19 protein-coding genes and 1 riboswitch are annotated in these 25,196 nt (G+C 56.9%); of the genes, 11 read left to right on the top strand and 8 right to left on the bottom strand.

Annotated features, from left to right (window positions below; all coding sequences use genetic code 11):
- Positions 1–400: 400 nt before the first annotated feature.
- The 4 genes from AAE484_RS00945 (at position 401) to AAE484_RS00930 (ending at position 6,469) form a co-directional block, all read left to right on the top strand.
- Positions 401–910, top strand: a complete 510-nt coding sequence (locus tag AAE484_RS00945) for an MOSC domain-containing protein (RefSeq protein ID WP_341936443.1) — start codon at positions 401–403, stop codon at positions 908–910.
- Between the two features lie 202 nt (positions 911–1,112).
- Positions 1,113–3,200 (top strand): elongation factor G, encoded by a 2,088-nt coding sequence (fusA, locus tag AAE484_RS00940; RefSeq protein WP_341936442.1) that lies wholly within the window; start codon positions 1,113–1,115, stop codon positions 3,198–3,200.
- Between the two features lie 342 nt (positions 3,201–3,542).
- Positions 3,543–6,044 (top strand): ThuA domain-containing protein, encoded by a 2,502-nt coding sequence (locus AAE484_RS00935; protein ID WP_341936441.1) that lies wholly within the window; start codon positions 3,543–3,545, stop codon positions 6,042–6,044.
- 179 nt (positions 6,045–6,223) lie between these two features.
- Positions 6,224–6,469 carry a TIGR02647 family protein gene (locus AAE484_RS00930; protein ID WP_341936440.1) on the top strand — a complete coding sequence of 82 codons (246 nt, stop codon included), beginning with the start codon at positions 6,224–6,226 and terminating at the stop codon, positions 6,467–6,469.
- A gap of 311 nt (positions 6,470–6,780) precedes the next feature.
- Here AAE484_RS00930 and AAE484_RS00925 read toward each other — a convergent pair whose 3' ends face one another.
- From AAE484_RS00925 to AAE484_RS00905, 5 genes are all read right to left on the bottom strand, one after another.
- Positions 6,781–9,579 carry a sensor domain-containing protein gene (locus AAE484_RS00925; protein WP_341936439.1) on the bottom strand — a complete coding sequence of 933 codons (2,799 nt, stop codon included), beginning with the start codon at positions 9,577–9,579 and terminating at the stop codon, positions 6,781–6,783.
- A gap of 581 nt (positions 9,580–10,160) precedes the next feature.
- Entirely contained in the window at positions 10,161–13,091 is a 2,931-nt protein-coding gene (locus AAE484_RS00920) for an SPOR domain-containing protein (RefSeq protein WP_341936438.1), read from the bottom strand.
- Between the two features lie 60 nt (positions 13,092–13,151).
- On the bottom strand, positions 13,152–13,985 hold the full coding sequence (locus tag AAE484_RS00915) for a fimbrial biogenesis chaperone (RefSeq protein WP_341936437.1): 834 nt from the start codon (positions 13,983–13,985) through the stop codon (positions 13,152–13,154).
- Between the two features lie 16 nt (positions 13,986–14,001).
- On the bottom strand, positions 14,002–14,427 hold the full coding sequence (locus tag AAE484_RS00910) for a DUF4402 domain-containing protein (protein ID WP_341936642.1): 426 nt from the start codon (positions 14,425–14,427) through the stop codon (positions 14,002–14,004).
- Positions 14,428–15,048: 621 nt separating this feature from the next.
- A complete protein-coding gene (locus AAE484_RS00905) occupies positions 15,049–15,597 on the bottom strand; it encodes a DUF4402 domain-containing protein (protein WP_341936436.1) in 549 nt (182 codons plus the stop codon).
- A 141-nt stretch (positions 15,598–15,738) separates the two neighbouring features.
- Positions 15,739–15,827: riboswitch (cyclic di-GMP riboswitch) on the bottom strand.
- 400 nt (positions 15,828–16,227) lie between these two features.
- Between AAE484_RS00905 and AAE484_RS00900 the strand changes: the two genes are divergently transcribed.
- Entirely contained in the window at positions 16,228–17,412 is a 1,185-nt protein-coding gene (locus tag AAE484_RS00900; RefSeq protein ID WP_341936435.1) for a WD40/YVTN/BNR-like repeat-containing protein, read from the top strand.
- A 20-nt stretch (positions 17,413–17,432) separates the two neighbouring features.
- On the top strand, positions 17,433–17,711 hold the full coding sequence (locus AAE484_RS00895) for a MoaD/ThiS family protein (protein WP_341936434.1): 279 nt from the start codon (positions 17,433–17,435) through the stop codon (positions 17,709–17,711).
- Positions 17,712–17,753: 42 nt separating this feature from the next.
- Here AAE484_RS00895 and AAE484_RS00890 read toward each other — a convergent pair whose 3' ends face one another.
- The gene (locus AAE484_RS00890) at positions 17,754–18,368 is read right to left on the bottom strand and encodes a hypothetical protein (RefSeq protein WP_341936433.1); all 615 of its coding nucleotides are present in this window, start codon (positions 18,366–18,368) and stop codon (positions 17,754–17,756) included.
- A gap of 123 nt (positions 18,369–18,491) precedes the next feature.
- Here AAE484_RS00890 and AAE484_RS00885 point away from each other — a divergent pair, with 123 nt between their 5' ends.
- Complete coding sequence (locus AAE484_RS00885) at positions 18,492–18,953, top strand: DUF1294 domain-containing protein (RefSeq protein WP_341936432.1); 462 nt, start codon at positions 18,492–18,494, stop codon at positions 18,951–18,953.
- Between the two features lie 20 nt (positions 18,954–18,973).
- Here AAE484_RS00885 and AAE484_RS00880 read toward each other — a convergent pair whose 3' ends face one another.
- Both AAE484_RS00880 and AAE484_RS00875 read right to left on the bottom strand, forming a co-directional pair.
- Positions 18,974–19,330 (bottom strand): hypothetical protein, encoded by a 357-nt coding sequence (locus AAE484_RS00880; RefSeq protein WP_341936431.1) that lies wholly within the window; start codon positions 19,328–19,330, stop codon positions 18,974–18,976.
- Positions 19,331–19,343: 13 nt separating this feature from the next.
- A complete protein-coding gene (locus AAE484_RS00875) occupies positions 19,344–20,330 on the bottom strand; it encodes a hypothetical protein (RefSeq protein WP_341936430.1) in 987 nt (328 codons plus the stop codon).
- Between the two features lie 426 nt (positions 20,331–20,756).
- Here AAE484_RS00875 and AAE484_RS00870 point away from each other — a divergent pair, with 426 nt between their 5' ends.
- The 4 genes from AAE484_RS00870 to AAE484_RS00855 all read left to right on the top strand — a co-directional run bounded on the left by AAE484_RS00870 (position 20,757) and on the right by AAE484_RS00855 (position 25,185).
- Positions 20,757–21,392, top strand: coding sequence for a DUF2959 domain-containing protein (locus AAE484_RS00870; RefSeq protein WP_341936429.1), 636 nt, complete (start codon positions 20,757–20,759; stop codon positions 21,390–21,392).
- Positions 21,393–21,456: 64 nt separating this feature from the next.
- Complete coding sequence (locus AAE484_RS00865; RefSeq protein ID WP_341936428.1) at positions 21,457–22,518, top strand: Solitary outer membrane autotransporter beta-barrel domain; 1,062 nt, start codon at positions 21,457–21,459, stop codon at positions 22,516–22,518.
- 293 nt (positions 22,519–22,811) lie between these two features.
- Positions 22,812–23,834 carry a helix-turn-helix domain-containing protein gene (locus AAE484_RS00860; RefSeq protein ID WP_341936427.1) on the top strand — a complete coding sequence of 341 codons (1,023 nt, stop codon included), beginning with the start codon at positions 22,812–22,814 and terminating at the stop codon, positions 23,832–23,834.
- Positions 23,835–24,018: 184 nt separating this feature from the next.
- Positions 24,019–25,185 carry a family 16 glycosylhydrolase gene (locus tag AAE484_RS00855; protein WP_341936426.1) on the top strand — a complete coding sequence of 389 codons (1,167 nt, stop codon included), beginning with the start codon at positions 24,019–24,021 and terminating at the stop codon, positions 25,183–25,185.
- The last annotated feature ends 11 nt before the right edge of the window (positions 25,186–25,196 follow it).

The following is a 25,196-nucleotide window of genomic DNA, read 5'->3' as shown; positions in this document are numbered from 1 at the left end:
ACTCCCAAGTCTGGTTTATAAATCAAGCCAATCTGGACTCCCACATTTTGAAGAGCACCGGTAATAGACCTGCCTTCGCGCGGCCCAACTTGGCGAGCTGATCGTTGCCGGTGGGGAATTTCGCTTTGATACGCGGAAATGTCCTACCTAGAGAGAATTTGGACGAGCGAATCCCTGGCGATCACTGTGACCACGGCAATAGCGGAATAATAAAGAATTAACGTCAGGAAGGCGAGGCGTAAAACGCGTGGCAGGCTCTGGTGAGGTCAACTTGTGGGCAGCCATATAGCGCTGAACCAGAGGCGGATCAGCAAACAGCTGGAGCCTATTTGCCTCGCTAGGGGCTGTCAAGTAGTCTAAGGATGTCCTCAGCCGCTCGATACCAATAGGAACCTGCCGCATGAAAGCCCAAGCCCGTCTGCTCGACAAGCTGTGCCAAAGCCTTCCGGAGGGCCGGCTTGAATGGATCGGCTTGCGCAGTGAAAGGCGAGGCGCTGTTCAGGTGGTAGGCAGTGCCTGGGCGGTAGAGGATCAGGGGCTGGAGGGGGATCATCGCATGACCAAAACGCCTGGCTCGGCCCGCCAGGTGACAATAATCAGCCGCGAGTTTATCGAGTCGATCTGTCGCCATACCGGCCATTCCAGTATCGATCCGGCGCTATTGCGGCGCAATCTGGTGATTTCTGGAATGAATATGAACCTCCTGCGCCATCAGCGCTTGCAGGTTGGCGAAGCGGTGCTGGAGACCACTGCCCTCTGCCACCCCTGTTCCCGTATGAACGAAGCTCTGGGCCCCGGTGGCGCAGCGGCGATGTTTGGTTATGGGGGCCTCTGTGCGCGGATCATTCAAAGTGGCCGCATGACGGTGGGAGACCCGGTGGTGCGCCTGGCAGCAGCGAGCGATCAATAAAAGGGGACCAGGCTTTCACCGGTTCGGACCGGCCAGAAAGAGGCGACCTTCAGGTGGACGAGCACCAGGATTGGCTACTGAGGAGGCAAAACTAAGCCGTTGGTCGGAAATTCCTCATTTTTTACGAGCAAAATGCCCCGCCCTACAGTATATTGGCGCCTATTTTCAACCCGCTGTATTCAACCCAGCTTTAGAGAGCGCTATGACTGATCTATCCCTTTACCGCAACATCGGCATCTTCGCCCACGTAGACGCCGGCAAAACCACTACCACGGAGCGTATCCTGAAGCTGACGGGTAGAATTCACAAGCTCGGCGAAGTGCACGAGGGTGAATCCACCACCGACTTCATGGACCAGGAAGCCGAGCGCGGCATCACCATCCAGTCGGCCGCCGTCAGCTGCTTCTGGAAAGGGCACCGCTTCAATGTCATCGACACCCCCGGGCACGTTGACTTCACCGTGGAGGTGTACCGCTCGTTGAAGGTACTCGACGGCGGTATCGGCGTGTTCTGCGGCTCTGGCGGCGTGGAGCCCCAGTCCGAGACCAACTGGCGTTATGCGAACGACTCCAAGGTGTCGCGACTGATTTTCGTCAACAAGCTGGACCGCGTCGGTGCGGACTTCCTGCGCGTCACCGATCAGGTGAAAAAGGTTTTGGGCGCCAAGCCGCTGATCATGACCCTGCCCATCGGCCGTGAAGACACCTTCTCCGGCGTGGTGGACCTGCTGACACGCAAAGCCTACGTCTGGGATGCGACCGGACTGCCGGAAAACTACACCATCACCGATGTACCGGCCGATATGGTTGACGACGTCGAGATGTACCGCGACCAGTTGGTGGAAAACGCCGTCGAGATGGACGACGACCTGATGATGGCCTACATGGAAGGCGAAGAAGTCACCGAAGACGACATTAAGCGCTGCATCCGCAAGGGCACCCTGGACCTGGCATTCTTCCCCACCTACTGTGGTTCGGCCTTCAAAAACAAAGGTATGCAGCTGCTGCTGGACGCCGTTGTCGACTACCTGCCCGCGCCGCACGAAGTGAACCCGCAGCCGCTGACCGACGAAGAAGGTAACCCGACCGGCAAGCACGCTATCGTGTCTGCGGATGAGCCTTTCCGCGCCCTGGCGTTCAAAATTATGGACGACCGTTTCGGCGCCCTGACCTTCGTGCGGATCTATTCCGGCACCCTGAGCAAAGGCGACACCATCCTCAACTCCTTCACCGGCAAAACCGAGCGTGTGGGCCGGATGGTTGAGATGCAGGCCGACGAGCGTAATGAGCTGTCTTTCGCCACCGCGGGCGACATTATTGCCATCGTGGGTATGAAAAACGTGCAGACCGGTCATACCCTTTGTGATCCCAAGCACCCCTGCACCCTGGAAGCCATGGTGTTCCCGGAGCCTGTAATCTCCATCTCGGTGTTCCCGAAAGACAAGGGCGCCACCGAGAAGATGGGTATCGCCATCGGCAAGATGGTCGCCGAAGACCCCTCCTTCCGCGTCGAAACCGACATCGACTCCGGCGAAACCATCCTCAAGGGCATGGGCGAGCTGCACCTGGACATCAAGGTGGACATTCTCAAGCGTACCTACGGGGTTGAGCTGACCGTCGGCCAGCCGCAGGTGGCCTACCGCGAAACCATCACCAAAGAGATCCAGGACACCTACACCCACAAAAAGCAGTCTGGTGGTTCCGGTCAGTACGGTAAGATCGACTACACCATCAAGCCCGGCGAGCCAAACACCGGCTTTACCTTTGCCTCCTCGGTTGTGGGCGGCAACGTTCCCAAGGAATTCTTCCCGGCCATCGAGAAAGGCTTCAAGTCCATGATGGGCACTGGCCCTCTGGCCGGCTTCCCGATGTTGGACGTGGTTGTCGAGCTGACAGACGGTGCTTACCACGCCGTTGACTCTTCGGCGATCGCATTCGAAATCGCCGCAAAAGGCGCCTTCCGGCAGTCCATGCCCAAGGCCGGCCCGCAGTTGCTCGAGCCAATCATGAAGGTGGACGTGTACAGCCCGGAAGATCACGTGGGTGATGTTATTGGTGACCTGAACCGTCGTCGCGGCATGATCTCCGGTCAGGAGCCTGGCGCTACCGGCGTTCGCATTAAAGCCGATGTACCGCTTTCAGAAATGTTCGGTTACATCAGCACCCTGCGCACCATGACCTCTGGCCGCGGTCAGTTCTCCATGGAGTTCTCGCACTACGCTGGCTGCCCGGCCAACGTGGCTGAAACTGTGATCGCCAAAGAAAAGGAGAAGGACGCCGCCGAAAAGTAACCGCGGATTGGTGTCACTCGGAGCCCCGCCAGCGAAAGCTGGTGGGGCTTTTTTTGAGATACCAGAAATATTAAAGGAGACGGAGACTGCATCGGCCGATCACAGCCCACAATAGAGCAAGCCTCGATCGATTCCACCCACTGATCTCCTATTCTTTGGCGCACCCGGAGAGATAGGCTCGGGCGGTGCTATTGGATCAATGAGAGAGCACCCTGTAATAGTCATCCCGACTCGCAGAACTCCCAAGTCTGGTTTATAGTGGCGCCCTACCGGTTTCCACACTCAGCTTGTACCCAATAAACAAGCGAGCCATAACATCCCAACGGCAATGTGATATATCCCATGACTGTCAATACCCCCCGTATTTTCGCTGTTTTCACCCTGGTGCTCCTGAGCGCCCTTACCGCCTCCTGCTCTGACTCCGACCGGGGGGCCGAAAAGTCCTCCTCCGCTGAGCAGGGAGATCAGCTGACCTCCGTGCTGATCTTCTCCAAATCTCCCGGCTGGCAGCACGAGTCGGTCCCGGCGGGAGTCGAGGCGGTCGCGGACCTGGTGGAAGAGCGAGGCCTGACGCCGGTGGCGACGGAAGATGCCAGCGTGTTCACCGATGAAGAGCTACAGACGATGGCCGCGGTGGTGTTTGTGAACACCTCCGGGGATATCCTCAATGAACAGCAGCAGCTGGCGTTTGAGCGCTATATCCAGGCAGGTGGCGGCTTTGTCGGCATTCACTCGGCCACGGATACCGAGCGCGAGGGCAACTGGCACTGGTATCGGCGCCTGGTGGGCGCGGCCTTTGAGTCCCATCCCACGGATCCGGCGGACGTGCAGGAGGCCACGCTCAACGTGGTTGAGCCGCATCACCCCGCGACCGAGGCGCTGCCGAAGCAGTTTCGCTTTACCGACGAGTGGTATGACTTCACTTTGCTGTCAGACCGGCGCAATGACCTGTTGACCCTTGACGAGCGCAGTTATCAGGGCGGCCAGCACGGCGCCTACCACCCCATTGCCTGGTACCACGAGTTTGATGGCGGCCGGGCGTTCTACACCGGCCTGGGCCACACCAGCGAGACTTTCAGCCACCCGCTGTTTTTGAAACACCTGGACGGGGGGCTTGAATATGCCCTGGCCGAGCGTCAACCACTGGACTACGCCCGGGTGAAGCCCGACCCGCGCCGCTTCAAGCGCAACATCCTGGTGGATGACCTGAACGAGCCGGTGAGCTTTGACGTGACCCAAGACTACAGCGCCGCCATGATTGGCCAGCGCCAGGGCAAACTCCTCTGGGTGGATGTGGCCACGCAAGAGATGTCCGTCATGGCGGAATTTGATGTTTTCGCGCCTGCCGAGCGCAAGCGCATCGAGTTTGGCCTGGTTGCGGTCGCCTTCGACCCCGACTTTGCCGAGAATCGGATCATCTACGCCATGTACAACCTTCCGGATGAGAGCGGCGAGCACGATCTGCTGCAGCGCCTGGCGCAGTTCAAGGTGGACGGGAAATCGGTGGATATGGCCTCCGAGCAGGTGTTGCTGGACATTCCCAACGATGACACCTGCTGCCACACCGGTGGCAATCTGGAGTTTGACCGCCACGGCAACCTGTTCGTCGCGCTGGGGGACAACTCCAACCCCTTCGACTCCAACGGCTCCGGCCCGATCAAAAACACCGCCGACGGCAAACACCACGATGCCCTGCGCAGCGCCGGCAACACCCAGGACCTGCGCGGCAAGATCCTGCGTATCCACCCGAATAAGAAAGGCGGCTACAGTATTCCGGAGGGCAACCTGTTTGCTGGCTCTGACGGAGAGGGTGAAGAGGGCCGCCCCGAAATCTATGTGATGGGCACCCGCAACCCCTACACCATCGCCGTGGACGACAACACCGACACCCTTTATTTCGGTGATATTGGCCCCGACGCCAAGGAAGACACAGACGAGTTCGGCCCGCGCGGTTACGATGAAATCAACAAAGTGACGGAAGCCGGCAATTTCGGCTGGCCCACCATGGTGGGCAACAATATCCCCTACCGCATGTACGACTATGAGGCGGGCACCAGCGGCAAGCTGTTCGACCCCCTGGCCCCGGAGAACTTCTCGCCGCGCAATACCGGGCTCGACGTGCTGCCACCGGCCCAACCGGCCCTGATCTGGTACCCCTACAACAACTCCGAGCGCTTCCCGGAACTGGGCCAGGGTGGCCGCAATGCCCTGGTGGCGGGTGCGTACCCGGAGTCCGGCGATCTGGCCTATCCTGAGTACTACCAGGGCAAACTGATTATCAGCGACTTTATGCGCAGCTGGATCAAGGTGGTCACCCTCGATGAGTTCGACGATGTGGTGAAGATCGAAGATCTTGCCCCCGGCGTCGAATTTGTGGGACCGCTCGACCTGAAAATTACCGCCGATGGCCGCCTGTGGGTACTGGAATATGGCGCCCAGTGGTGGGCCGGCGGCAAAGAGGCCAAGCTGAGCGTGGTGGAATACGACGCGGAGGCTGAGCTGGCAGAACTGAACGAGGCCGACACAACCACCTCCGAAGCGACTGAGGGCACGGGGCATCAGGCCCAACTGGAGATTGCCGAGGGTAAAGCCGCCGCCAAGGAGACCAGTTGCGTTGCCTGCCACCAGGAGCGCGGCGCCTCTGTGGGCCCGAGCTTTCTGCAAATCAAGCAGAAGTACGGCGACCTGGAGGACCCCAAGGGCTACATCGCCCAGGCCATCGCCGACGGCAGCAGTGGCAAGTGGGGCGAGCACGCCATGCCCGCCCACAGCTTCCTGGATCTGGAAACACGAGAGAAACTGGCGGCCTATATCTTGTCTATCACTCCCCAGAACGGCGAATAAAGGGGGCGAAGAACAACGGCGCGCTAACTGGCGTCTTCATGGGCACCCAGGGACGGGACACCCACACGTTGAAAAGCCCGTGCTGACCCTGGGCAGATGTGGTGCTATATTGGGGGAACGCCCCCATCAGGTTTTGTCCTGCCAGCGGATAGCGCACCAAAACAATAGAGGAAAAAGCCATGCCCTTTTCACAGGATCACCTCAACGAACTCAACTTTCTCGCCCTGTTTAACTCATCGTCTTCGATGGAGGGCATCAAGGTCCATCAAAGCTCCGCCGACCCGGCGATGGTGGCCGCCGCGCAGCGCCTGCACAAAAAGGGCCTCATCACCCAGAAGGATGGCGGGTATCTCACCCCCCTGGGCTGCGAAGTCACAGAGCAGGTACAGAAGTTACTGGCCGTGGTCAGCAGCGACGTTCATTAGCGGTTCACCCCGGTAAAACGGGGCCCCAAATAGTGTAAGTCCTGTCATTCTGCAGTCGCCTCAAAGAGCAGGCGAGGCAAGAGGCAAGAGAAGGCAATCTCGTCAGGGGCACGTTGTACAAGGGCGACCGGGGAGGCGTCGTTGAACTGCTGAATCTTTCCGCAGCCACCGGAGCCTGTGTATGGCGCGCCTTGTATCCGATTGAAGGCGTCAATATTGGCCATTCACAGGCAACGCGCATGAAGTCATCACTTCTACCGGACTGGATCCACCCTGGCGCACTCCCCTCCTTCGAACGAGTAACCTGCTTGCTAGGCCTCTTCAACCCCCACACTATTGTGAGACGGTCTTTTCAACGGGAACTGAAGAGCCGAAATTCCTTCAGCGTCGAGAGGTTTTGAGAAAAGATAGCCCTGACCGGCCAGGCATCCCGCTTTTATCAGGTCCTGGAGCTGGGCCGGAGTCTCTATCCCTTCAGCCAGAACCCGAAATCCCAACTTGCGACCGAGAATCATGACAGTCTCGACGAGCGCTCGGGCCTTTTTATCTTCGGGCAATCCGTCCACAAAGCTGCGATCGATTTTCAACTGATCCACAGGCAGATCCTTGAGATAGCCAAGTGAGCTGTAGCCGGTTCCGAAATCATCGATTGCTATGTGAATGCCCCTATATCGAAGGGCATCCAGGGTGTTGGAAACCGAGATGTTGGGGTCAACCAGGGAGGATTCGGTTAATTCCAGCTCCAACCGGGTGGGCGGGAGCCCCGTCTTATTGAGTACCCGATCGACCTGGCCAACCAGGCTGTTGCTGTTGAGTTGTTGGGAAGAGATGTTGACCGCCATACGACCGAAATCCCAACCATCGGTCAACCATTGACGGGCTTGCAGACACGCCGCTTCCAGAACCCACTCCCCAAGTTTATGGATCAATCCACTTTGCTCGGCCACCGGAATAAACCGGCCGGGGGAAATCCACCCCTCCGCTCGGTGGTGCCAGCGAACCAGGGCCTCCAGGCCCAGACACTGACCTGTTTGAAGGTCGACCTGGGGCTGATAATGGACCTCCAGCTGGTTCCGCTCCAGGGCGCGGGCAAGCTCCGTCCCGAGGTACATACGCTCCCGCGCGGCTTCGCCCACCTCTTCGGCGAAGAAGGCGAACCGCTGCCCCGAGTCCTTGGCCGAATACATCGCTCCGTCTGCCTGCATGATCAGCGACGAGGCCGACTGATCCGAGACCCCGCCGATGGCGATACCGATGCTGGCTGTCAGCCGGAATTCCTGAGTGCCGATGACAAAGGGCGTCTCTATTACGTCCAGAAGCCACTCGGTCAGCGGGGGTATGGCTGAAGCGTCCTCCAGGTCTCGCACAAGCAGGAGTAACTCATCTCCGCCCCACCGGGCCACGGTGTCGCCTTCCTTCAAGAGTCCTTTAATGCGGGACCCCAGGGCCTTCAGAGCTTGATCACCAATCTCGTGGCCGAAGCCGTCGTTCAGGGCCTTGAAGTCATTCAGATCCATAAGGAGGACCGCAAAGGTTTCGCCTGAACGGCGCGCCCGGGTCACCGCCTGTTCCAGACGGTCCGTAAACAGGCGACGATTGGGCAGGCCGGTGAGGGCGCAGTGGTGGGCCAAGTATTCCCACTGTTTTTCGGCGTACTTGACCCGGGAGAGATCGGTCAGAATGGACACGTAGTGGGTAATTTGGCCCGCTTTATTGGTGATCGTATTGATCGTCTGCCAGGTGGGGAACACCTCCCCGTCCTTGCGCCGGTTCCAGGTTTCTCCCTGCCAGTGTTCCTGCGTCTTCAGCTGCGTCCATAGCGGCACATAGCTATTGCCGTCGTCCGAATTGAAATACAGTATGCCGGGGCTGTAGCCGCGAACCTCGTCCTCCGAATACCCTGTGATTGTGGTAAAGGCCGGGTTTACTGCCGTGATACGGTCTTGGGCATCGGTGATGATCACGCCCTCCCCCACGGCCTTGAACGCCGCGCCCCATTCGGCCAGCCGGGTTTCCAGCTCCTTGCGCTCGGTGATGTCCTGAAAGGTTCCGAGCAATCGAATGGTCTTGCCATCCTTCAGCTCTGGTTGAGCCTGGACGCGAACCCATATGGTTCGGCCCTTTCCGGTTTGGAGCTGGGTGTCAAAATCAGCCGTGACTCCATGATCAATCGCGTGCTGCAGGTTTGTGCGTATTTGGTGGTAATTCTCGCCCTTATAGAAACGGGGTAGGGCTTCATCCAGGGGTGGTGCGGGCTCGCTGCGGTCGACTTCGATGATGTCACGGGTGACGGCGGTCCACCATAGCTCGCCCGTCGCCAGGTCCGTTTCCCAGCCACCCACACGGGCCACCTGGTTGGTGCGCTCCAGGAGGTCTTCGTTCTCCTTCAAGGCTCGCTCGGCGGCTACCTGATCGGTAATGTCATGAAGGTGGACCAGCCAGGCGGGGTCACCCTCCCACTCGCTTTGGACGTTGTAGATCTCAAGGGTGCGCGATTTTTCTCCAGGGGAGTCGATTTCCAGGGTCTGCCTGGTCGAGGAAGGTGTGGGGATGCTGAGATTCTGGCCAATCAGATGTTCATGCCGAGTTCCCAGTAACTCGCAGGCACGGAGGTTCGCGTAGCGAATGATCCCCTGCCCCTGGATTACGACCAGGCCCTCCCTTGTGTGAGCGAGAACAGATTCGAGTTGCTGCTCGTACGCCTTGGCCGCTTCGTCAGACAGGCGCCCATAGCTGATGTCGCGGTGGATCAACACGACATAATACTGGCCCTGCTCCCGAATACGGGTGGCGGTGAGCCGGAACCAGCGGCGTTCCGAAGGAGAATGGCATGAGTATTCCCACTCCAGTGAGTTGGAGGTCCCTTTGAGGACGTCTTCCAGCTGTTGGGGTAGATCGCCAACCTCATCGGCGGGGACACTCTGACACACCTTAAGGTAGCTTTCTCCAAGATAAGCTTGAGGAGCACCTCCATTGTCCAGGGCGAACGCGCGCCAAAGGGTGTTGACCGCGAGGATGGTGCTGCTCTCATCGATGAGGGCGGCAGAGTCGGGAAGCGCTTCCAGCCAAGCGGGAGCGCGCTCATCGGTGATGTGTGCGTGTGGGGGCATGGGAACGGGGCCAACTGACTACGAGTAAAAGGGTTTTCGAGAGCCATTTCCCTAAGCGCGTTCCCCGGACTCTACCTATTAAAAGACCCGAATGATAGCGGAATATTGCAGGCAACCAATCCCCCATTCTGATACACGCTCCTTAGTAATCCGCTCCGTTGAATAGTTCACGTTTGGGGGCGGTGGACAATGACGATTTCTAGAGGCGTAGTTCGTAGAAAGAGAACAACAAAAATTTTCGAAGTGTCACTTATCGACATATAAGGGGATGACCTAAGGACAGGATAATTCTGACTATTTGGTTTGGTTATGCATTTGAAGCAGAAAAATAGATAATCCTATAACTCGCTACATTGAGCGGATAATCGCTCATCCATCCAACACCGAAATAGACAGCGTTGCCTTGCAAGAGGTGGCTTTCGATGACTCCGAGGTAAAACTGGAAGAATGGGGTAATATGCAAGTCGATGGGCTTTGACGCACACGACCCAGGCCGGATCTGAAGTGTGTCGGGGTTGGCAAACTGGCCGATGGCTTGCCACTGATCTACCCGCGATTGCCTTTGCTCGGCGCTTCGAAATTTAAAACAATGAGCTTTCCATAATTCGATGAACATCACGAAACCGTCGTACCCAAGGAGACGCTTCTTTAAATGAAGCAGGCAGACGATCCAGCGCACGTTGAGCTGCTTCGGCGCTTCCGTAACTGCCATGCACGACAGAGAACCACGGGCCACCCCGATAACGAGACTCAAAATAAGCACTTTCTTCGATGAGTCCATGTTGGCGCATGAACGCTTTGACTGTAATTTCCCGGCTCGCAGAGAGCAGTTGGATTGTGAAGTTACCGGGCCGCTGCCGAGAAATCCAGTTTTCCTTCCTCGCCGCGTTCTCAACCTCGGTCTCGACCGGCCGCTGGCCTGATGCGGGAGTGGAGCGGGTCTCTGGTTGCGGCCTGAGGACCAGCATATCTACACCGCTGATGTAGCCCTCATTCGCCGATACCTCCAATACGCGGAACCCAGTATCGCGCAACCCGAGCTCGTTCAACTGCTCGGGCGAGACCCTCAGGTAATATTCTCCACTCGGCACACGAGGTACAATGTAGAACCCATCCCAGGCTGTGGTCGCTTCGCCCACCACAGTCATGTCTACATTGAGTAGCTCCATTTTGATCCCGCCAATACCACGCGCAGTGTTATCTTCCCAGAGGGACAGAGTGCCGTCAATTTCAGTTGTCACCTGCACGGGAAAATCAACTTGCGCCACGTGACCCGGGCGCGGCACCAGGCTTACACCTTCCACCGACGGCTCCCACCGGGGGTCGAGCAACGTCGACCGGTCCACGGCCACGTCGACATAGCGAGCAACCGGCAACCGCCCCAGCTGCGCAATGCCGTCTTCATCGGTACGAAACTCGCGGCGAGCTCCATTGACCACGAAACCTGCGTCACTGACAGGCTCCTCTTTTTCGTCCCAAATGCCGTTTCCGTTCTCATCGACGAACGTCCGCACCGATGCCGCGCCCAAACCCGCCATGGCGCGGGCGCTGGGTATCCAGTCCGACGTTCTGGGCTCTCTCCCCAAACCCATGGAGAGCCTCAGGCCGACGCTATAGTCTCCAGTGTCAGAGTACTGGCCATTCAGACCTAAGCCGAAACGTCCTATAGATTTGCTAAGACCTATATTCCATCGCGTCTCAGGATTCACTAGATCGCGACTGACGCCGAGATTCAGTCGATAGCCTTCGGCCAGATTGTAATCGGCCGTTAGGGCAACCGAGGAGGTTTCTCTGAAGGGCAACAGACGGTAATTGATCGAGCCGCGTAGACTGACGTCGTACAACCGGCGACTCAATAGAAAGGCCCCTAAGGCTTGCTCGTCCCCCCCCACCGAACGCCATTGCAGCCTGTTTGTCATGGCCGCGCGGAAGACGTAAGCTGAAATCCGATTGCTAATGCGTGTATCCGCCAAACCTGAGTCATGTTTATCGCGCTCGTATTCCATGCTCACCGGAAGGTGCCAGTCTGGTGCCAGCTCGAATGAACCGGTCAGCCGGAGCTCGTCCCGTGTGACTATCGGATCGGACCTGCGGAGAAACTCATCACTCACGAAATCGCTCACATACAGCCGGCTGGCGTCTACCGAAATCCCGGCCATCCGTGTCTGCAGACCTAGCTCGCCCAGATGACCCCCGTTTTCCGCTTCTGTGTAGCCCCCGTTCAAGCTAACCGACTGCCAAAAAGTACGGAGCCCAACACGAGTAAAAGAAGTTGGGGTACCATCGATGGGCGCGCTCATGAAAGCGGCGCTGGCTGACAGGTTCCGCAGAACCCCCAAATCGAATTGCCCCAGAAAGCGCTCATTGCCCTGCTCATCCTGGTGTCCCTTAAAGTCGTAACGGAATACACCGGGACGGGTCATGGATTGGTCAAGCGGGTAACTGTAGTTCTCGACACGCGTTTGCCCCAAGGGCCCATTGAACACTAGTTGAAAATCATTCCGGCCATAGCTTAACGGAAGGTCTTCAAAGCGGTATCGACCATCACTGCCGACTTGCTGGAAGTCCACTAGACTGTTGTTGTAATACAATTCCACATCCCAGCCCGGCGGCAGGTCGCCCTCGAAGCTCTGGCTATCGAATTGAGTCGGCTGGTGGAGCGAACGATTGCTGACGGACACGCCCTGCCCATTATTCGCTTTCATAATATTGGCAACTCTAGGTGACGAGAGGTCTCCGAAACTATAAGAACGCGCGCGCATCAAGCCGAGAAGGCGACCTTCGGGATCGCGCCGCCCCGCGGTCGCGCGGACCTCCGGATCCGAACCTTCAGAGTCAGCACTGAAGAATACGGATGACTCAAGCCCCAAAAGATCGCCCGTCAGGTGCGCGCTATAGCGGCTGGCCGAAACAGGCTGGCCATTTCTTTCTCCCACATCCGCGGTAAGCGTTTGGTCGATAAAAGGCGTGTCAATCATTTGGTACGGAGAATGAAGAAGCGGGTACTGAGGAGCCTGGTAGCCACCGCGGTTGTGCGAGCGATCCGCCTTACGTTCACGCCGAAGACGCGCCTGCAGAGGCAGCTCCTCAAGCGCTTTGACGGTTAGCACCTGGCTTGAGCGCTCAATGGCAAACTCCACGGGTAGCCAGCGCTCCAATAGGCTACGCGCCACATAGAGATCGTCTGGTTCCTGCATTATGAGGGCAGGGTCTATGCTCTCGAGGAGCCCCGCGCGGCTTACCTGAGCGTCTGCCACATTGAGGCTGAAGCTGCGATCCTGGTGCAGAACGAAACCACTGGCAGTACCTTCCGCGGGCTGCGTCTGAATAGCAATGGTCAGTAGGCGCGCCAGCTCCCCCATCGGGAGATAGGTGTGTCCATGGAGATCATACGCGGGAATCGCTCCGGAGAGGACAGTGTGATCGAGTCTGACTTCGAGAAGAAGGAGGACAGGGTCCTCCGCTCTAGCCGTATATCCCGGCGCAGCCACCATCACAAGTAATAGCGCCATCCATAGATCCAGGCACTGCTTGCAGCTGCGACGAAAGGGAGATTTGGGCAGCGGCATGGGTCAAGGCAATGTCAACGACGTGGTTGCCATTAGGTCGCCTCCGTCTTTCGCCTGCTCCCGGTACTGCAATTTCAATGTGCCACCCGCCAGCACTGTAGCCTGCTTCAAGTTCAACGGAATACTGGCTCTGCGAACCGCGTTTGGAGTGTAGACGGCCACGCCATTGGCTCGGGCAACGACTTCTGGCTCGCCATTTCGCGGAACGAATGTCACCGAAAGATCCCCGTAAACCGACTGATTCCCTGTCCGTTTGATGGCGAATTTGAGCATTGGCTCGGCAGCGTCGTCTAGCAGATTGAGATCGGTAAGCGTCACCTCGGCGCTGGTATTTCCCTGGCGCACAATCACCGGAATGGAAACACTAACCAGTGTTCTGACTCGAATACTGATTTCTTCCTCTTCAAGATTCGGTGTCGGGGGCTTGGCATCCGGGACCCTCGAGAATAACAAATGGGAGCGGTATTCCCCATCCTCCAAACCGGCCGGCTTGCGGACCATCAACCGTACAGTCTGTCCCTTTCCCGGGAGCAAGGTCACTTGCCGGGGCGAGTACCTGAGCAGTTGGTCAGCAAATTGCTCACCAGGCCGCGGCTCATCAATTTTCGAGAAGGCGCCAGTTTCACTCATTCGTTGATTCACCAGGGAGATCCGATAGGTGGCGTTGCTGGCCCCCGTATTCATAAGCTCCACCTTGGCCGCTCTTTCATTTTCCTCAAAAACCACACGGGTGGGAAAGAGCATTAGTTCCGCTACCACTGGAGTGGCGAGGGTGAGCAACAAGCCACCAGCCAACAGGTAACGCACAAAATGGAGCAAGTAAGAATAGACTTTCATCCTATATACCTTGGGTTCAATTGTAAGTCACGATCACAGTAAAACTGCCGGAGTAGTCGCCTTGGATCTGGTCGGCACCGACTTGCAGGCTCACACCCACCGAAAGCACCTGGTCGCCGGTAATTCCTAGGCGGCCGCCGGCGCCAGAAGGCTCGCTGGTAAAGCCCGTCAGTGCCATGTCAGCACCCGGACCGCTGAGCACAACAGTGGCATCGGCCGGCAGATCGATGGTATAGGAGGCGTCGGCATCACCCTGAACCGTAAACTGGGCAGAGTACCCACTCTGAGATGGCACCAGTACTACAGAGCCCGTGGCACTGCGGGCGCTGGTGGGTGAAATAGTCACGGTTCCACCCGCTTGCGCAACAAAGCTGCCGAAGGACAGGCTGCGGGTATTGCCAATGGACAACGGGTTTAGCTGCGCTGAGGTAACGCTGGCCATTAGTAGGAACAAGGTCGCAAGGGCGGCGTAAGATAGCGCGGGAAATATTTTCATAGTTCTTGGCACTGATTCATGGAGAAAGGAAGCGATGGAATCAGGATGGGAATCCCAAGAACACCTTTGTTAATTGAACATCACCGTCAGGGCACATTCCGCTCCATCTGTCTGCCGGACCGAGACCTGCTGGAGACCCTTCCCGGGATTTTCTCCAAGTCGGTCACCGAAGGGCGATGTACAGCACAAACCGGCTTTCTCACATTCCCGCCGCCTCAGTGCCTCTAGATTTGACTGAACGTTTGACTGAACGTAGTTACTCGAAATGTCCGCCTGCCCGCTGTTACTCGAAACGTACTGGCTTGCCTGTCCCGAAGGTATTGGTAAGCTGGGTAACCGATTATTCGACAGCCACGTTCTGGCACTTTGGATTACATTCACCGCCCTGACAACCGTCGCGCTGGTGGCGCTGGTTGCACGGGAATCGGCGTTGGCGTTGGCGTTGGCGTTGGCGATCGCAATTGCCATAATCAACGTCAACGCAAGGGCGAAACATAGGAGAGAACCCTTCATGGTCATGGTCCCAGGCTCCGTCAGGCCTAATGTTTGGCTTCCGCCCCGCTCCCGTTAATTATAGGCTACCGCTACTGTAACAGTGCCCGAATAGGCGCCTGCTAATTGCGCTGCAGCGACGGCCAGGGTCCCCCCCACGTAGATGGTCGCGGCACCAGTGGCGCTTAGCGCATAGCTGGCGAGGCTGTCTTCTGTGGTAGCGTCGTTATCGTGCTTTGTTGTGAGCGCCATGGTGGTTGTGGTATCAGTGTGGGTCACCTCATTGTCGGTGACCGCCACACTAAAACTGGCATCGTTTGAACCAGCAATGGCGAAGGCTGCGGCCGTTACGGCTGTATCCTTTGTTATAACGGCAGTCGTTGCGCTCGCGACTCCGCCGGTGCTGACGACAACGGTCCCGGCAGTAGTCGGATCAGCTGCGAATTCGCCAAAATTGAGATTAGCTGAGCTTGTGATGGTGATCGGTGTAACAACGGTACCGCTTGATGTGGCAGTGTCACTGGCGGCGAAGGCGTTGGAAACCCCAACGGTGCCGAGTATTACAGCCGAAGCGAGCGCAACCCGGTGGGCATTACTGTTGCGGAAAATAGTAGCTAGTTTCATGGAAAAATCCCCAGAAGGTCAGCGATACCGCTAGTTTTTGAAAAACGGTGGTTCGCCTGAGATAAACCGGTCGGTCGAGGGGATCCAAAGACATTGCGATGCGGCTAGACATAAAGATTCTGTCTGAAACTCGCTACGTTCGTCGGCGGTCCCGCTGTCGTAGGGCGTTGATGCCCCGTAGACCGGTGACTTTGCGTCCCCGCCTTTCGGCGGGTTTGCCTTTTCGTACGCTTTAAAGGTAACACAGTTGCTCACCCTGTCAACAAAAACCTCGCGCAGGCGATGGAATTGCGCAACATTTAATCCTACCGCCTCTACGCTGGCGAAGCGATTTTCAGCAAAACGGTTGCGCCAATGATCAACTTTACCGACACCTAACTCGTTCGCGATTCTATAATTGGTGGAGTAAAGGCGCGGAGGCGAGACACGCAAGTAGCGCTGCAGCCGCTTCCCTTGTAATGGCCGGTAAAGGAAACCCAGTACCCCCCAAATAGTGCAATTTCCACCCCATCAACTATATTAACGGTTGCCGTTCGACCAGTTAGCGGGACTGCCGCGCACGATCCTGGCCAGATCCGAAGTGTGTCGCGGTTGGCAGGCCCATGGATACCACCTCAAGAGGGCAATCTGATGGCTGATACCATTCTTCTGGGTACCCGCAAGGGTACCGTCATTATTGACCGGCAGGCGGAGGGCTGGCGGCCCCGCCCTATCCTTCACGCCGGCGTGCCGGTCTGTTACGCCGCCCGCGATCCGCGCGACGGCACTCTGTGGGCCTCTCTGGACCACGGGCACTGGGGGCCCAAGCTCTCGCGCTCGCGGGACGGGGGCGAGACCAGGGAAGACCTCTCGTCGCTCAAATACCCCCAGGGCGCGCGTCGCATCGCCCAGGTGATGCCCACGCCGGATTTTGATCCCGAGGCTCCGGCCGGGGAACCCGTCTATGCCGACGCCATGGTGTACAAAATCTGGAATCTCGCCTTTGGCAGCCCGGACCAGCCCGGGCGAATGTATGCGGGCACCATTCCCGGGGGCCTGTTTGTCAGCGATGACGGCGGGGATACCTGGACGCTCAACCGGCCACTCTGGAACCACGAGAGTCGCGGTGGCGACCTGTTTGCCGGTGAGGCCACCAGTGAAAACCACTGGGGCGGCACCCCGGCCAGTGTCGACTATGGGGTGTTCGAGCCGGGCATCCACTCCATCATTGTGGACCCGCGCGACCCGGATCACCTGTATGTGGCGGTCTCCTCAGCCGGCGTACTCGAGAGCACTGATGGCGGCCAGAGCTGGGCCGCGCGCAATCACGGCATGCTGATGGACTACCTGCCCAATCCCGAAGCGGAATGGGGGCACGACCCGCACTTTGTGACCCACTGCCCCGGGCAGCCGGACCACCTCTGGCAACAGAACCATTGCGGTGTGTTCTACAGCGACGACGGCGCGCAACAGTGGAAGAAAGTCAGCATGCCCGAGGTTGGCGTGCATTTTGGCTTTCCGGTGGCTGTGGATGAACAGGACGGCCGTACCGCCTGGGTAGTTCCGGGCCGGAGCGATGCCGAGCGCATGACCATTGACGGCGGTCTGTTTGTCGCCCGCACGGAGGATGGCGGCCAGTCCTGGCAGGCCCTGCGCACCGGCCTGCCCCAGGAAAATGCTCACGACATCGTACTCCGGCATGCTCTGGACGCCTCGGGCGACCGCCTATGCTTTGGCAGCACTACCGGCAACGCCTATCTGTCGGAAGACCGGGGCGAGAGCTGGCAATGTCTGGGCAACAACTTTCCGCCGATCTACTCCGTGCGGTTTGGTTAACCCTTAATTGGCTGCGCGCTATGCCCACCATTGAGATGACATCGCACCTCTACCGGTTCTTCCCCCACCTGAAGGACCGGACGCTCACGGCACCGCCCGGCTCGGTCGCCGAGGTTTTGCACACCATCAATGATCAGGCGCCCGGTTTCACCGATTATGTTCTGGATGAGCGAGGGGCGGTGCGCCGGCACGTAAAGCTCTGTATCAACGACACGTTTGTCGTCGACCGGAAAAATCTCAGCGACCAGGTCCGGGACGGCGACACCCTTTTTATCTTCCAGGCCTTGAGCGGGGGCTAGAGAATAGAACAGCGTTTCGGTCTTCACGGACCTCGCGGTCCGCTAAAACTGATACAGCCCCACGTGTGGAATCTGGATTTCCCCTGACTCACTATCATAGCTCTTGTGATAGAGGTTTTTCAGGGGCTGCAGATCAATGCTGACGTCAGTGATGATAAGGGCCTCACAGGTATCCTCGGTCTCGTGTGTCAACCGGGCATTGATCTGAAGAGGCCAACTCTCCATAAACGGGGGTGCCACGTGCAGATCAAAGCGATGCTCGCCACAGCCACCACTGTGCTCCACCGTTAACTGTGCCACATCCTGGGATATTTCACTCTCAAGCACCGTTACTCCGCTTGAGTTCTCCGGTAGCTGGTCTACAGATTCATGTACAATAACCGCTTGGGAGGCTTCACTGACGTTGTCTTCCAGTGCGCCACACTCAGCTTCGAAGCTTATTTCAGCGCTATCAAGATTCGCAACACAGCGGTTTCCGAACGTTTGATAGCGATACTGTCCGTTCACTTCGCTCAGCGCACAAACGGGTTCGTAGACTGTAATACAGGCGGAGTCATCATTGTCGGTCCGGGAACTGCTCCCGCCACAGGCGACCAGCGTTACTGCATAAGTGATTGCCAACATGATGCTGACAAATGGTTGAGTTTGGAACTGCATAAGCCCTCCTTTTGAACCCATAGTAACGATTGGCGCGCTACCCATCTGTTACTGAACGGTAAAAGATTGTAGGAATCTGTTCCATTCAGACTCCACTGTATAATTTCAGGCGAGGATAGTATCTTGAAATTTGGCTATATTCTGGTTGTCATACTTGTGGCCTCAACCGTGACGTCATTCTATCTGGGATTCACCCCTCTCGCAGCGGGCCTCATCTTATTAATGTTCAGCCTGATCACCTATGGATTGTACGCCAAAGATAAAAAGGCGGCACAATCCGGCGCATGGCGGGTCTCTGAACGAACGCTCCATATAGCCTCATTACTCGGCGGGTGGCCCGGGGCGCTGATTGCACAGCAACGGCTTAGACATAAAACCAGGAAAGCGAGCTTTCGGGCGGTATTCTGGGTGACTCTCCTGGTAAATAGCGCCGGGCTTGCTTGGCTGCACACGCCGCAAGGCAATGCGCAGCTTCGGAATGGCCTGCATAGGGTGGAGAACGCCGCGGTTTCTCATATTCAACAGGAAGCAGGGCTCCGTGCGGTATTATTTTTGACCAAGCTCAGGCCCCAACAACATATTTAAGGGTAACGACACCTATGTATTCAGTAAAATCCCAAATAATAGGAACCCCAAAACCCTAGAAATATCATCGTACTACCAGATATGACCAACACAAACGCTAACCAACGATCTTTCGGCAAAGCGTAGCGGCGAATCAATGGAGCATCAATAAGTTGGACGTGGATTCGTTTTGCCAATTTTTGTGGCAGTACAATAGCATAAGCATATAGAACGACCCTTCCTCCGGGCCCATCCCAGGGACAAGGGCGAGGTTTACCTTCAGCTTTCATCTGCTTTTCGATTCTCGCCATAGTGAGTCGCGCAAAGCCCAGCCAGCTGCCAAACATTAAGGCTAAAAACGGAAAACTAACCCAAAAGAAAATCCACTCAGAGCTCATTATATTTCCGGCCTCATCGATTCCATAAAAGATCTGCAAACCATTTCCCTAAGCCGTCCATCTTAGTGGCCGCCGAGTAACCGACAGCCACTCCGGCACCTATCATTACTACCCATCCAACGGGAGTAGCACCGAGACCTATCATTGTTAAAGCACCAACTGTTGCTTTACCTGCCAGTATACCGCTAGCTCCTCCTAGACCAAACCCCGTAGCCTCCAAGGACAGCTCTCGCTGCCAGTTTTCATTGCGCTGGTAACTTTCGTGCACATTACGTAGACGCAAACCGGCATCGAGAACAATGACACCATTGCCGGCGTAACGGATGCTTCGCGCCAGTCCATCCAGACGCTGAACCTGGGATACATTGTCTATGGATAGCTTGGAGCTTCGGTGATGTTTGGCCAGGGTAATACCCCGGTCGGCATTGTTCAGAATATGACCGCGATTCTTGTGGCGGAACTCCGGGCGGGCCACGCTGTTTAACTCCACTCGGTACTGACGCGCCATAGTGGCGTACTTGCGCCGGGCCAAAGACTCCAGCTCCACTTTGCCCAACACCCCAGCCCTTCCCGATGGGCCATTTTTCTTGTGTTCGTTGAGCTGTATGAGCGCCTCCTGGTAATCGAGCATAGTGCGCTGAAAAGCGGTCAACCGAGCGCCTTTGGCAGAGGTTCCTGCCCCGACCAGGCCGGAAGAGGTTTCAAGGTCAAGATTTGCCAGCTGTCGGTCATAGAACTCAGCCAAGGCGTGCGTTTGCTCCCCGAATTCGTCAATGGCGCAAGATAGTTGGCGCCTGTGTGAGCCGGGAATCTGTTGGAGACGACTCAGAATCAACGGGTCCTGAGCGGTGCTGAACTCCTCGCAGTAAGGGCTTTGAGCGTGAAGACCAATGCGACACTCGGCATTTTGCTGGAGAAAACGATCGATGGCGTCCTGGTCACCGGCGGCAAATAGCTCTTTGGCGGGAACATGCTGGTGGGGGAAAACGAATTCCGACATGAAACGACTCCTTGTTTACGGACCTCTGATTAATGGACTACAGAAACAACGCGTAAATTTACCGGAACCTGCAATCGAAGTAAACGCGACAAAGGCCCATGCGCCCTTTTTGTGACCTTTGTCACGGGAGAGCATCTCACACGTCATCTAGCACTTGGCGCCATATACCTCTTAATAACAATTTTGGCGGCGATTTCTTCATCTGGTGCCGTTGAAACTACGATTGCGCCCAGTCCCCGTCACCCCACGAAACGGCCTGCCTCTTCGCCCTACTGGGAACTACAGAGTAAATTGAACTACCATCTAGGGTGAAAGGCTCAAATATCTGGCTTTGAAGCCAGGGACAAGGAAGGATTCCCGGAAACAGTGGTCCAAGTGACTCATCACCTCGGACCTCCTCACTCACCAGAAAGACAAGGATCAGCCATGAAACTCTTATCTATATTGGCACTGGCGCTCACACTCTGCGCCTGTTCGACCGCCTATTACAACACGATGGAAAAGTTCGGCGTCCACAAGCGGAACATCATGATCGACCGGGTGGAGGAAGCACGCGACGCTCAGAAGGACGGGCAGGAGCAGTTTGAGTCGGCCCTGGCTCAATTCAAATCGGTTGTGAGCGTTGATGGCGGGGAGTTGGAGAAGACCTACAACACGCTGAACCGGGAATACGAAGATAGCTTTGACAGCGCCGAAGAGATTCGCAAGCGCATCGACAGTGTAGAGAGTGTCGCCGAAGACCTCTTTGATGAATGGGAGGAGGAGCTCGACCGCTACTCCAGCGACACCCTGCGACGTGACAGCGAGCGCAAACTGGAGTCCACACGCCAGCAGTACAGTCAGTTGATTGGCTTGATGAGAGTCTCGGAAGAGCGCCTGGACCCGGTACTGCAGGCCATGGAAGACCAGGTGCTTTTCTTGAAACATAACCTCAACACCCAGGCCATTGCCTCGTTACAGGAAGAGGCCGTACGCATTGACGATGATGTAGGGCAATTGATTGACGCACTCAGGAAGTCTATTGCCGAAGCCGATAGCTTTATCCAGACCATGCGTGAATAACTCAAATAAGACATCATGTTTTGGCGCAATTGATCGACACACACTCACAAAAGGAAACTGGATCATGAGTCTGTATGTAGGCGGCCACCGGTGCCGGTGGCCACTGGCGTTGGCGTCGTGCTTTTGGTGCGCGGCGATCAGCGCCCAAACGGGGGATGAGGAAACCTCGGCGCCGCTCGCTGAACGGCAAGCGGCCTCGGCGCTTGCCACTTCGGTGGTATTGACCGACACCGAAGTGTTGACCCTGGGCCTGCTCTCGTTCGATCCCGGCTCTTTCATACCGGTGGGCGAAGACCAGTTCGGCTCGGAAGAGTCCATCGGCCGGCGCGACAGCATCACTACCTTTTCCCTGCCGTGGAAGTGGAAACTGGCGCCAGATGAGAGCCGGCTGATCCCCTACATCAATGCGCGGCTCAGTTTTTTTGAGACCAAACAGGACTTCATTCGTGGGGCTGAAAATCCTGAGGAGCCGGGCGCTACACCGACCGATGAGAGTACGAACGAAGTCTCCGACGCGACCAAGGAGCGTGTTTACGGCGGCTACCTGGGAGGGGGGATTTCGTATGCACTGACCGAGAAGTGGAAAGTGGATGCGGGTGCCGGCCTTCACATTTTACGGTACCAGAACGATTACAAGGCTGGCGCCTCCTTGTCACCGGTCACAGGGGAAGATGTCGAGGGAGCGCTGTTCGACACCGCTGCCACCGCGCTGATGGGACAGGTACAGACCCGCCTTACCTACAGCCGCGAAACCCGGGGCGTACCCTGGAAGTACCAAAGCACCTACAGTTACTACGCCGGCGAGACGATCAGCACCGGTCAGGAGCTGCCCGAGGTTCAACCCAAGACCTGGAGCTGGGCCAACGGCGTCACGGTCTACTGGGATTTACCCGACGTGCTGAATACCTCGAACAAACTGCGGGTGCTTGCCCGCCGCGTCGATGTGGGCGGCGATGTGACCCGCACGTTGGAGACCGACCATTACTACCAGGCGGGGATAGGCTGGTTGTTTGATCTTGATGAAGACCCGTCCTGGCTGGACAACCTGGGGGTCAGCGTCATGGTCAATTACGGCAGTGCCCTCAGTGGCGGCAGCCTGGTGTTGTTGTACAACGAAGACTGGTGAGAAAGTACAAGCGCGTCCCGAGTGTGGTCATCTTCCTTTTCTGAAAGTGAGAAGAACGTCATGGTCAGCGACTTGAGAGACGAGTAAGGTCACTATCCCTGTTAAAACTAGGTCTGATCGAAGAGGACGAGGCATGGACGGGTATGAAAGCGGTTCTGTTCAATATTCATGACATTTCCCTGATCATTACAGTCGCCGCCTGTGCGCTGCTGGGGTCGAGACATATCGGCGGTTGGCGTCGCCCCAGGCCGTCGGGACACTTCTTTGGTCTGTTTCTCGCCACCAACGCTCTGGTGGCCATCAACACCCTGATCCTTTGGGCCGAGCCCGTTCGTCACCCGGTTTTTGCGGTTGTCCCCTATTTGTACCTCGTTCTCGGGGGCGTTGGTTTTTTGCTGGGCCCCCTGCTCTATTGGCAGCTGAAATCACACCTGGAACCCGAGTTCACATTTGGCCTCAGGCAGTGGTTGCACCTGGCCCCCGCCCTTCTGGCATTGGTTTACCTTTATATTGAGTGTTTTCGTTTTCCCCATGCCGTTCAGCGGGATCTGCTGCTCAACTTGCAGCTTTATCAACAATCGAACGCTTTTTACAGCGATTTTATTACGTTGAAGAAGTTGCTGCCGGTGATCTATGGCATTCTTTGTTTAAGCGTCATTCAGCGCCATTCAGAGGGCGGCAGCACGCGCTCAATGGACGGGGAGGTCAGAAAAGACCAGCTTTATGTGGTGGGTGGCTTTACGGCCGTGTGGCTGTGGGCCGCCATCACCCATTTCTTCGGGACTTTGCGCCCGGGCGGTGTGAGCGACGTGATGGGCATTGTCGGGAACTACTTCAACCTGGCGCTGCTTGTGTTTCTCATTTATCGGGAGTCACCAAAGTCATATCAAGCCGCTCCTTTGGAACCGCCCACCGACCATGACGCCAAGGCGCCTATCGATGCCCGTCAGGTTGAGAGACTAACCAGGGCGATGACAGAGGATCAGGCGTTTCTGAATCCGCAGATCACGCTGGAACGGTTTGCCACCAGGGTCCAATGCTCTCCCCGAGAGGTGTCGATGATCATCAACCGGCACTTCCATCAGAACTTCCATGAGTTTGTCAGCAGTTACCGCGTTGAGGAGGTGAAACGCAACCTTCGCGCGCCTCAGTACAATGAGTGGACCATTTCCGACATCGCCCAGGCCGCCGGTTTCAATAGTAAGGCCACGTTTCATCGGTTTTTCAAGAAGGCGGAAGGCACCACTCCCAGTCAATACCGGAAGGACCACCAAGCGGCAGACCATAGGATACCCACCTCTTCCAGGACCGCCTGACGGCGCTGCTGTCTCAATTGAAGTAGAACACGTATTGAGACTTTATCGTTAGCCCCCCTCCTCTCAAGATGTCGCCGTCGGCTACCGCCCTCCCCGCCTGTCTGGCTTATGTGATTGACGTCACACATCTGGTTGGAGAGGGGCTAGTAGCCATTCTATTTTCAAAAATTGACAGGAGTTCGTTATGTACTCATCTATCCGGCGACTCGCACGTGCCATTCCGTCGTGCGCAATACTGATGTTGGCGCCACTTGTCGCTGACGCCAAACCCTACAAATCAGCCGAAATATTCACACAGGATTCCGAGCTGTACGGCAAGTATGTGATGCGCATGCGGGCCGGTGAAGGCAGCGGGCTCATTTCGGCTTTCTTCCTCTGGAAGGAAGACTCAGAAATGGACGATGTATTCTGGGAGGAGGTCGATATCGAGATTCTCGGTAAAGATGGGGCCAACTCCTGGCAAACCAACATCATCACCGGGCTGGGCGAGAAGATAACCACCGAGCAGGTGCACCCTGTGGGCGAATCTCTGGCACAGAGTTATCACACCTATACACTTGAGTGGAAACCCGACCAGGTTCGCTGGTTAATTGACGGGGAACTGGTTCGGGAGGTGAATGGCAACCAGGCAAGCGCGCTGACAAGCCCCGCACAGGCTCGCTTTAACTTCTGGCCGGCGAATATTGAAGAGTGGGTGGGCCCCTTCGATGACTCCATCCTACCGGTTCACATGTATATCAACTGGTTTGAATACCACAGCTGGGACGGCCAGGACTTTGAGCTTAGCTGGCGCGATGACTTTGACTCGCTGGACCCCTCTCGCTGGGGTACGGCTGACTGGACCTTCGCGGAGAATATGGCGGACTTCACACCAGCCAACGTGACCGCCCGGAATGGTTACCTTGTGTTGAGCATGACACCCGAAGGGCAAGAGGGCTTTAGCGGTACACCCCCGGAAGATACCGGCAGCACACCTGACCCCGAACCCGAACCCGAGCCCGAACCAGAACCGGAACCGGAACCAGAACCCGAGCCAACCCCAGAGCCGGGCAATGTCAGCTGCGACATCAGCCGAATGAATCAGTGGCCGTCCGGCTATCAAATGGACGTGACCGTCACCAACGACACCGCCGATTCAATCAACGGCTGGGAAGTTGAACTGACCTTTGATGTTGACCCGCAAATCACCAATAGCTGGAGCGCCAACTTTGAGACTCAAGACAGAGGAGTCATCGCCAGCAATCTGAACTGGAACGCGAACTTGGCGCCTGGCACTTCTGCCACATTTGGCTTACAGGGCAACGCCAACGGGTCAATCAACACCCCTGACTGCGCGGCAATCACACCCTAACGACCCGCAGA

Origin of the sequence: Marinimicrobium sp. C2-29 (assembly GCF_038419845.1) — a bacterium.
GTDB lineage: Bacteria > Pseudomonadota > Gammaproteobacteria > Pseudomonadales > Cellvibrionaceae > Marinimicrobium.
Note: the sequence above shows the minus strand (reverse complement) of the source record. Positions and strands in the feature narration are given on the sequence as shown.

Excerpts from the sequence above, each read along its gene's own strand:
- AAE484_RS00945 (WP_341936443.1), top strand. The coding sequence starts at position 401 with ATGAAAGCCCAAGCCCGTCTGCTCGACAAGCTGTGCCAAAGCCTTCCG.
- fusA (WP_341936442.1), top strand. The coding sequence starts at position 1,113 with ATGACTGATCTATCCCTTTACCGCAACATCGGCATCTTCGCCCACGTA.
- AAE484_RS00935 (WP_341936441.1), top strand. The coding sequence starts at position 3,543 with ATGACTGTCAATACCCCCCGTATTTTCGCTGTTTTCACCCTGGTGCTC.
- AAE484_RS00930 (WP_341936440.1), top strand. The coding sequence starts at position 6,224 with ATGCCCTTTTCACAGGATCACCTCAACGAACTCAACTTTCTCGCCCTG.
- AAE484_RS00925 (WP_341936439.1), bottom strand. The coding sequence starts at position 9,579 with ATGCCCCCACACGCACACATCACCGATGAGCGCGCTCCCGCTTGGCTG.
- AAE484_RS00920 (WP_341936438.1), bottom strand. The coding sequence starts at position 13,091 with ATGGCGCTATTACTTGTGATGGTGGCTGCGCCGGGATATACGGCTAGA.
- AAE484_RS00915 (WP_341936437.1), bottom strand. The coding sequence starts at position 13,985 with ATGAAAGTCTATTCTTACTTGCTCCATTTTGTGCGTTACCTGTTGGCT.
- AAE484_RS00910 (WP_341936642.1), bottom strand. The coding sequence starts at position 14,427 with ATGGCCAGCGTTACCTCAGCGCAGCTAAACCCGTTGTCCATTGGCAAT.
- AAE484_RS00905 (WP_341936436.1), bottom strand. The coding sequence starts at position 15,597 with ATGAAACTAGCTACTATTTTCCGCAACAGTAATGCCCACCGGGTTGCG.
- AAE484_RS00900 (WP_341936435.1), top strand. The coding sequence starts at position 16,228 with ATGGCTGATACCATTCTTCTGGGTACCCGCAAGGGTACCGTCATTATT.
- AAE484_RS00895 (WP_341936434.1), top strand. The coding sequence starts at position 17,433 with ATGCCCACCATTGAGATGACATCGCACCTCTACCGGTTCTTCCCCCAC.
- AAE484_RS00890 (WP_341936433.1), bottom strand. The coding sequence starts at position 18,368 with ATGCAGTTCCAAACTCAACCATTTGTCAGCATCATGTTGGCAATCACT.
- AAE484_RS00880 (WP_341936431.1), bottom strand. The coding sequence starts at position 19,330 with ATGAGCTCTGAGTGGATTTTCTTTTGGGTTAGTTTTCCGTTTTTAGCC.
- AAE484_RS00875 (WP_341936430.1), bottom strand. The coding sequence starts at position 20,330 with ATGTCGGAATTCGTTTTCCCCCACCAGCATGTTCCCGCCAAAGAGCTA.
- AAE484_RS00870 (WP_341936429.1), top strand. The coding sequence starts at position 20,757 with ATGAAACTCTTATCTATATTGGCACTGGCGCTCACACTCTGCGCCTGT.
- AAE484_RS00865 (WP_341936428.1), top strand. The coding sequence starts at position 21,457 with ATGAGTCTGTATGTAGGCGGCCACCGGTGCCGGTGGCCACTGGCGTTG.
- AAE484_RS00855 (WP_341936426.1), top strand. The coding sequence starts at position 24,019 with ATGTACTCATCTATCCGGCGACTCGCACGTGCCATTCCGTCGTGCGCA.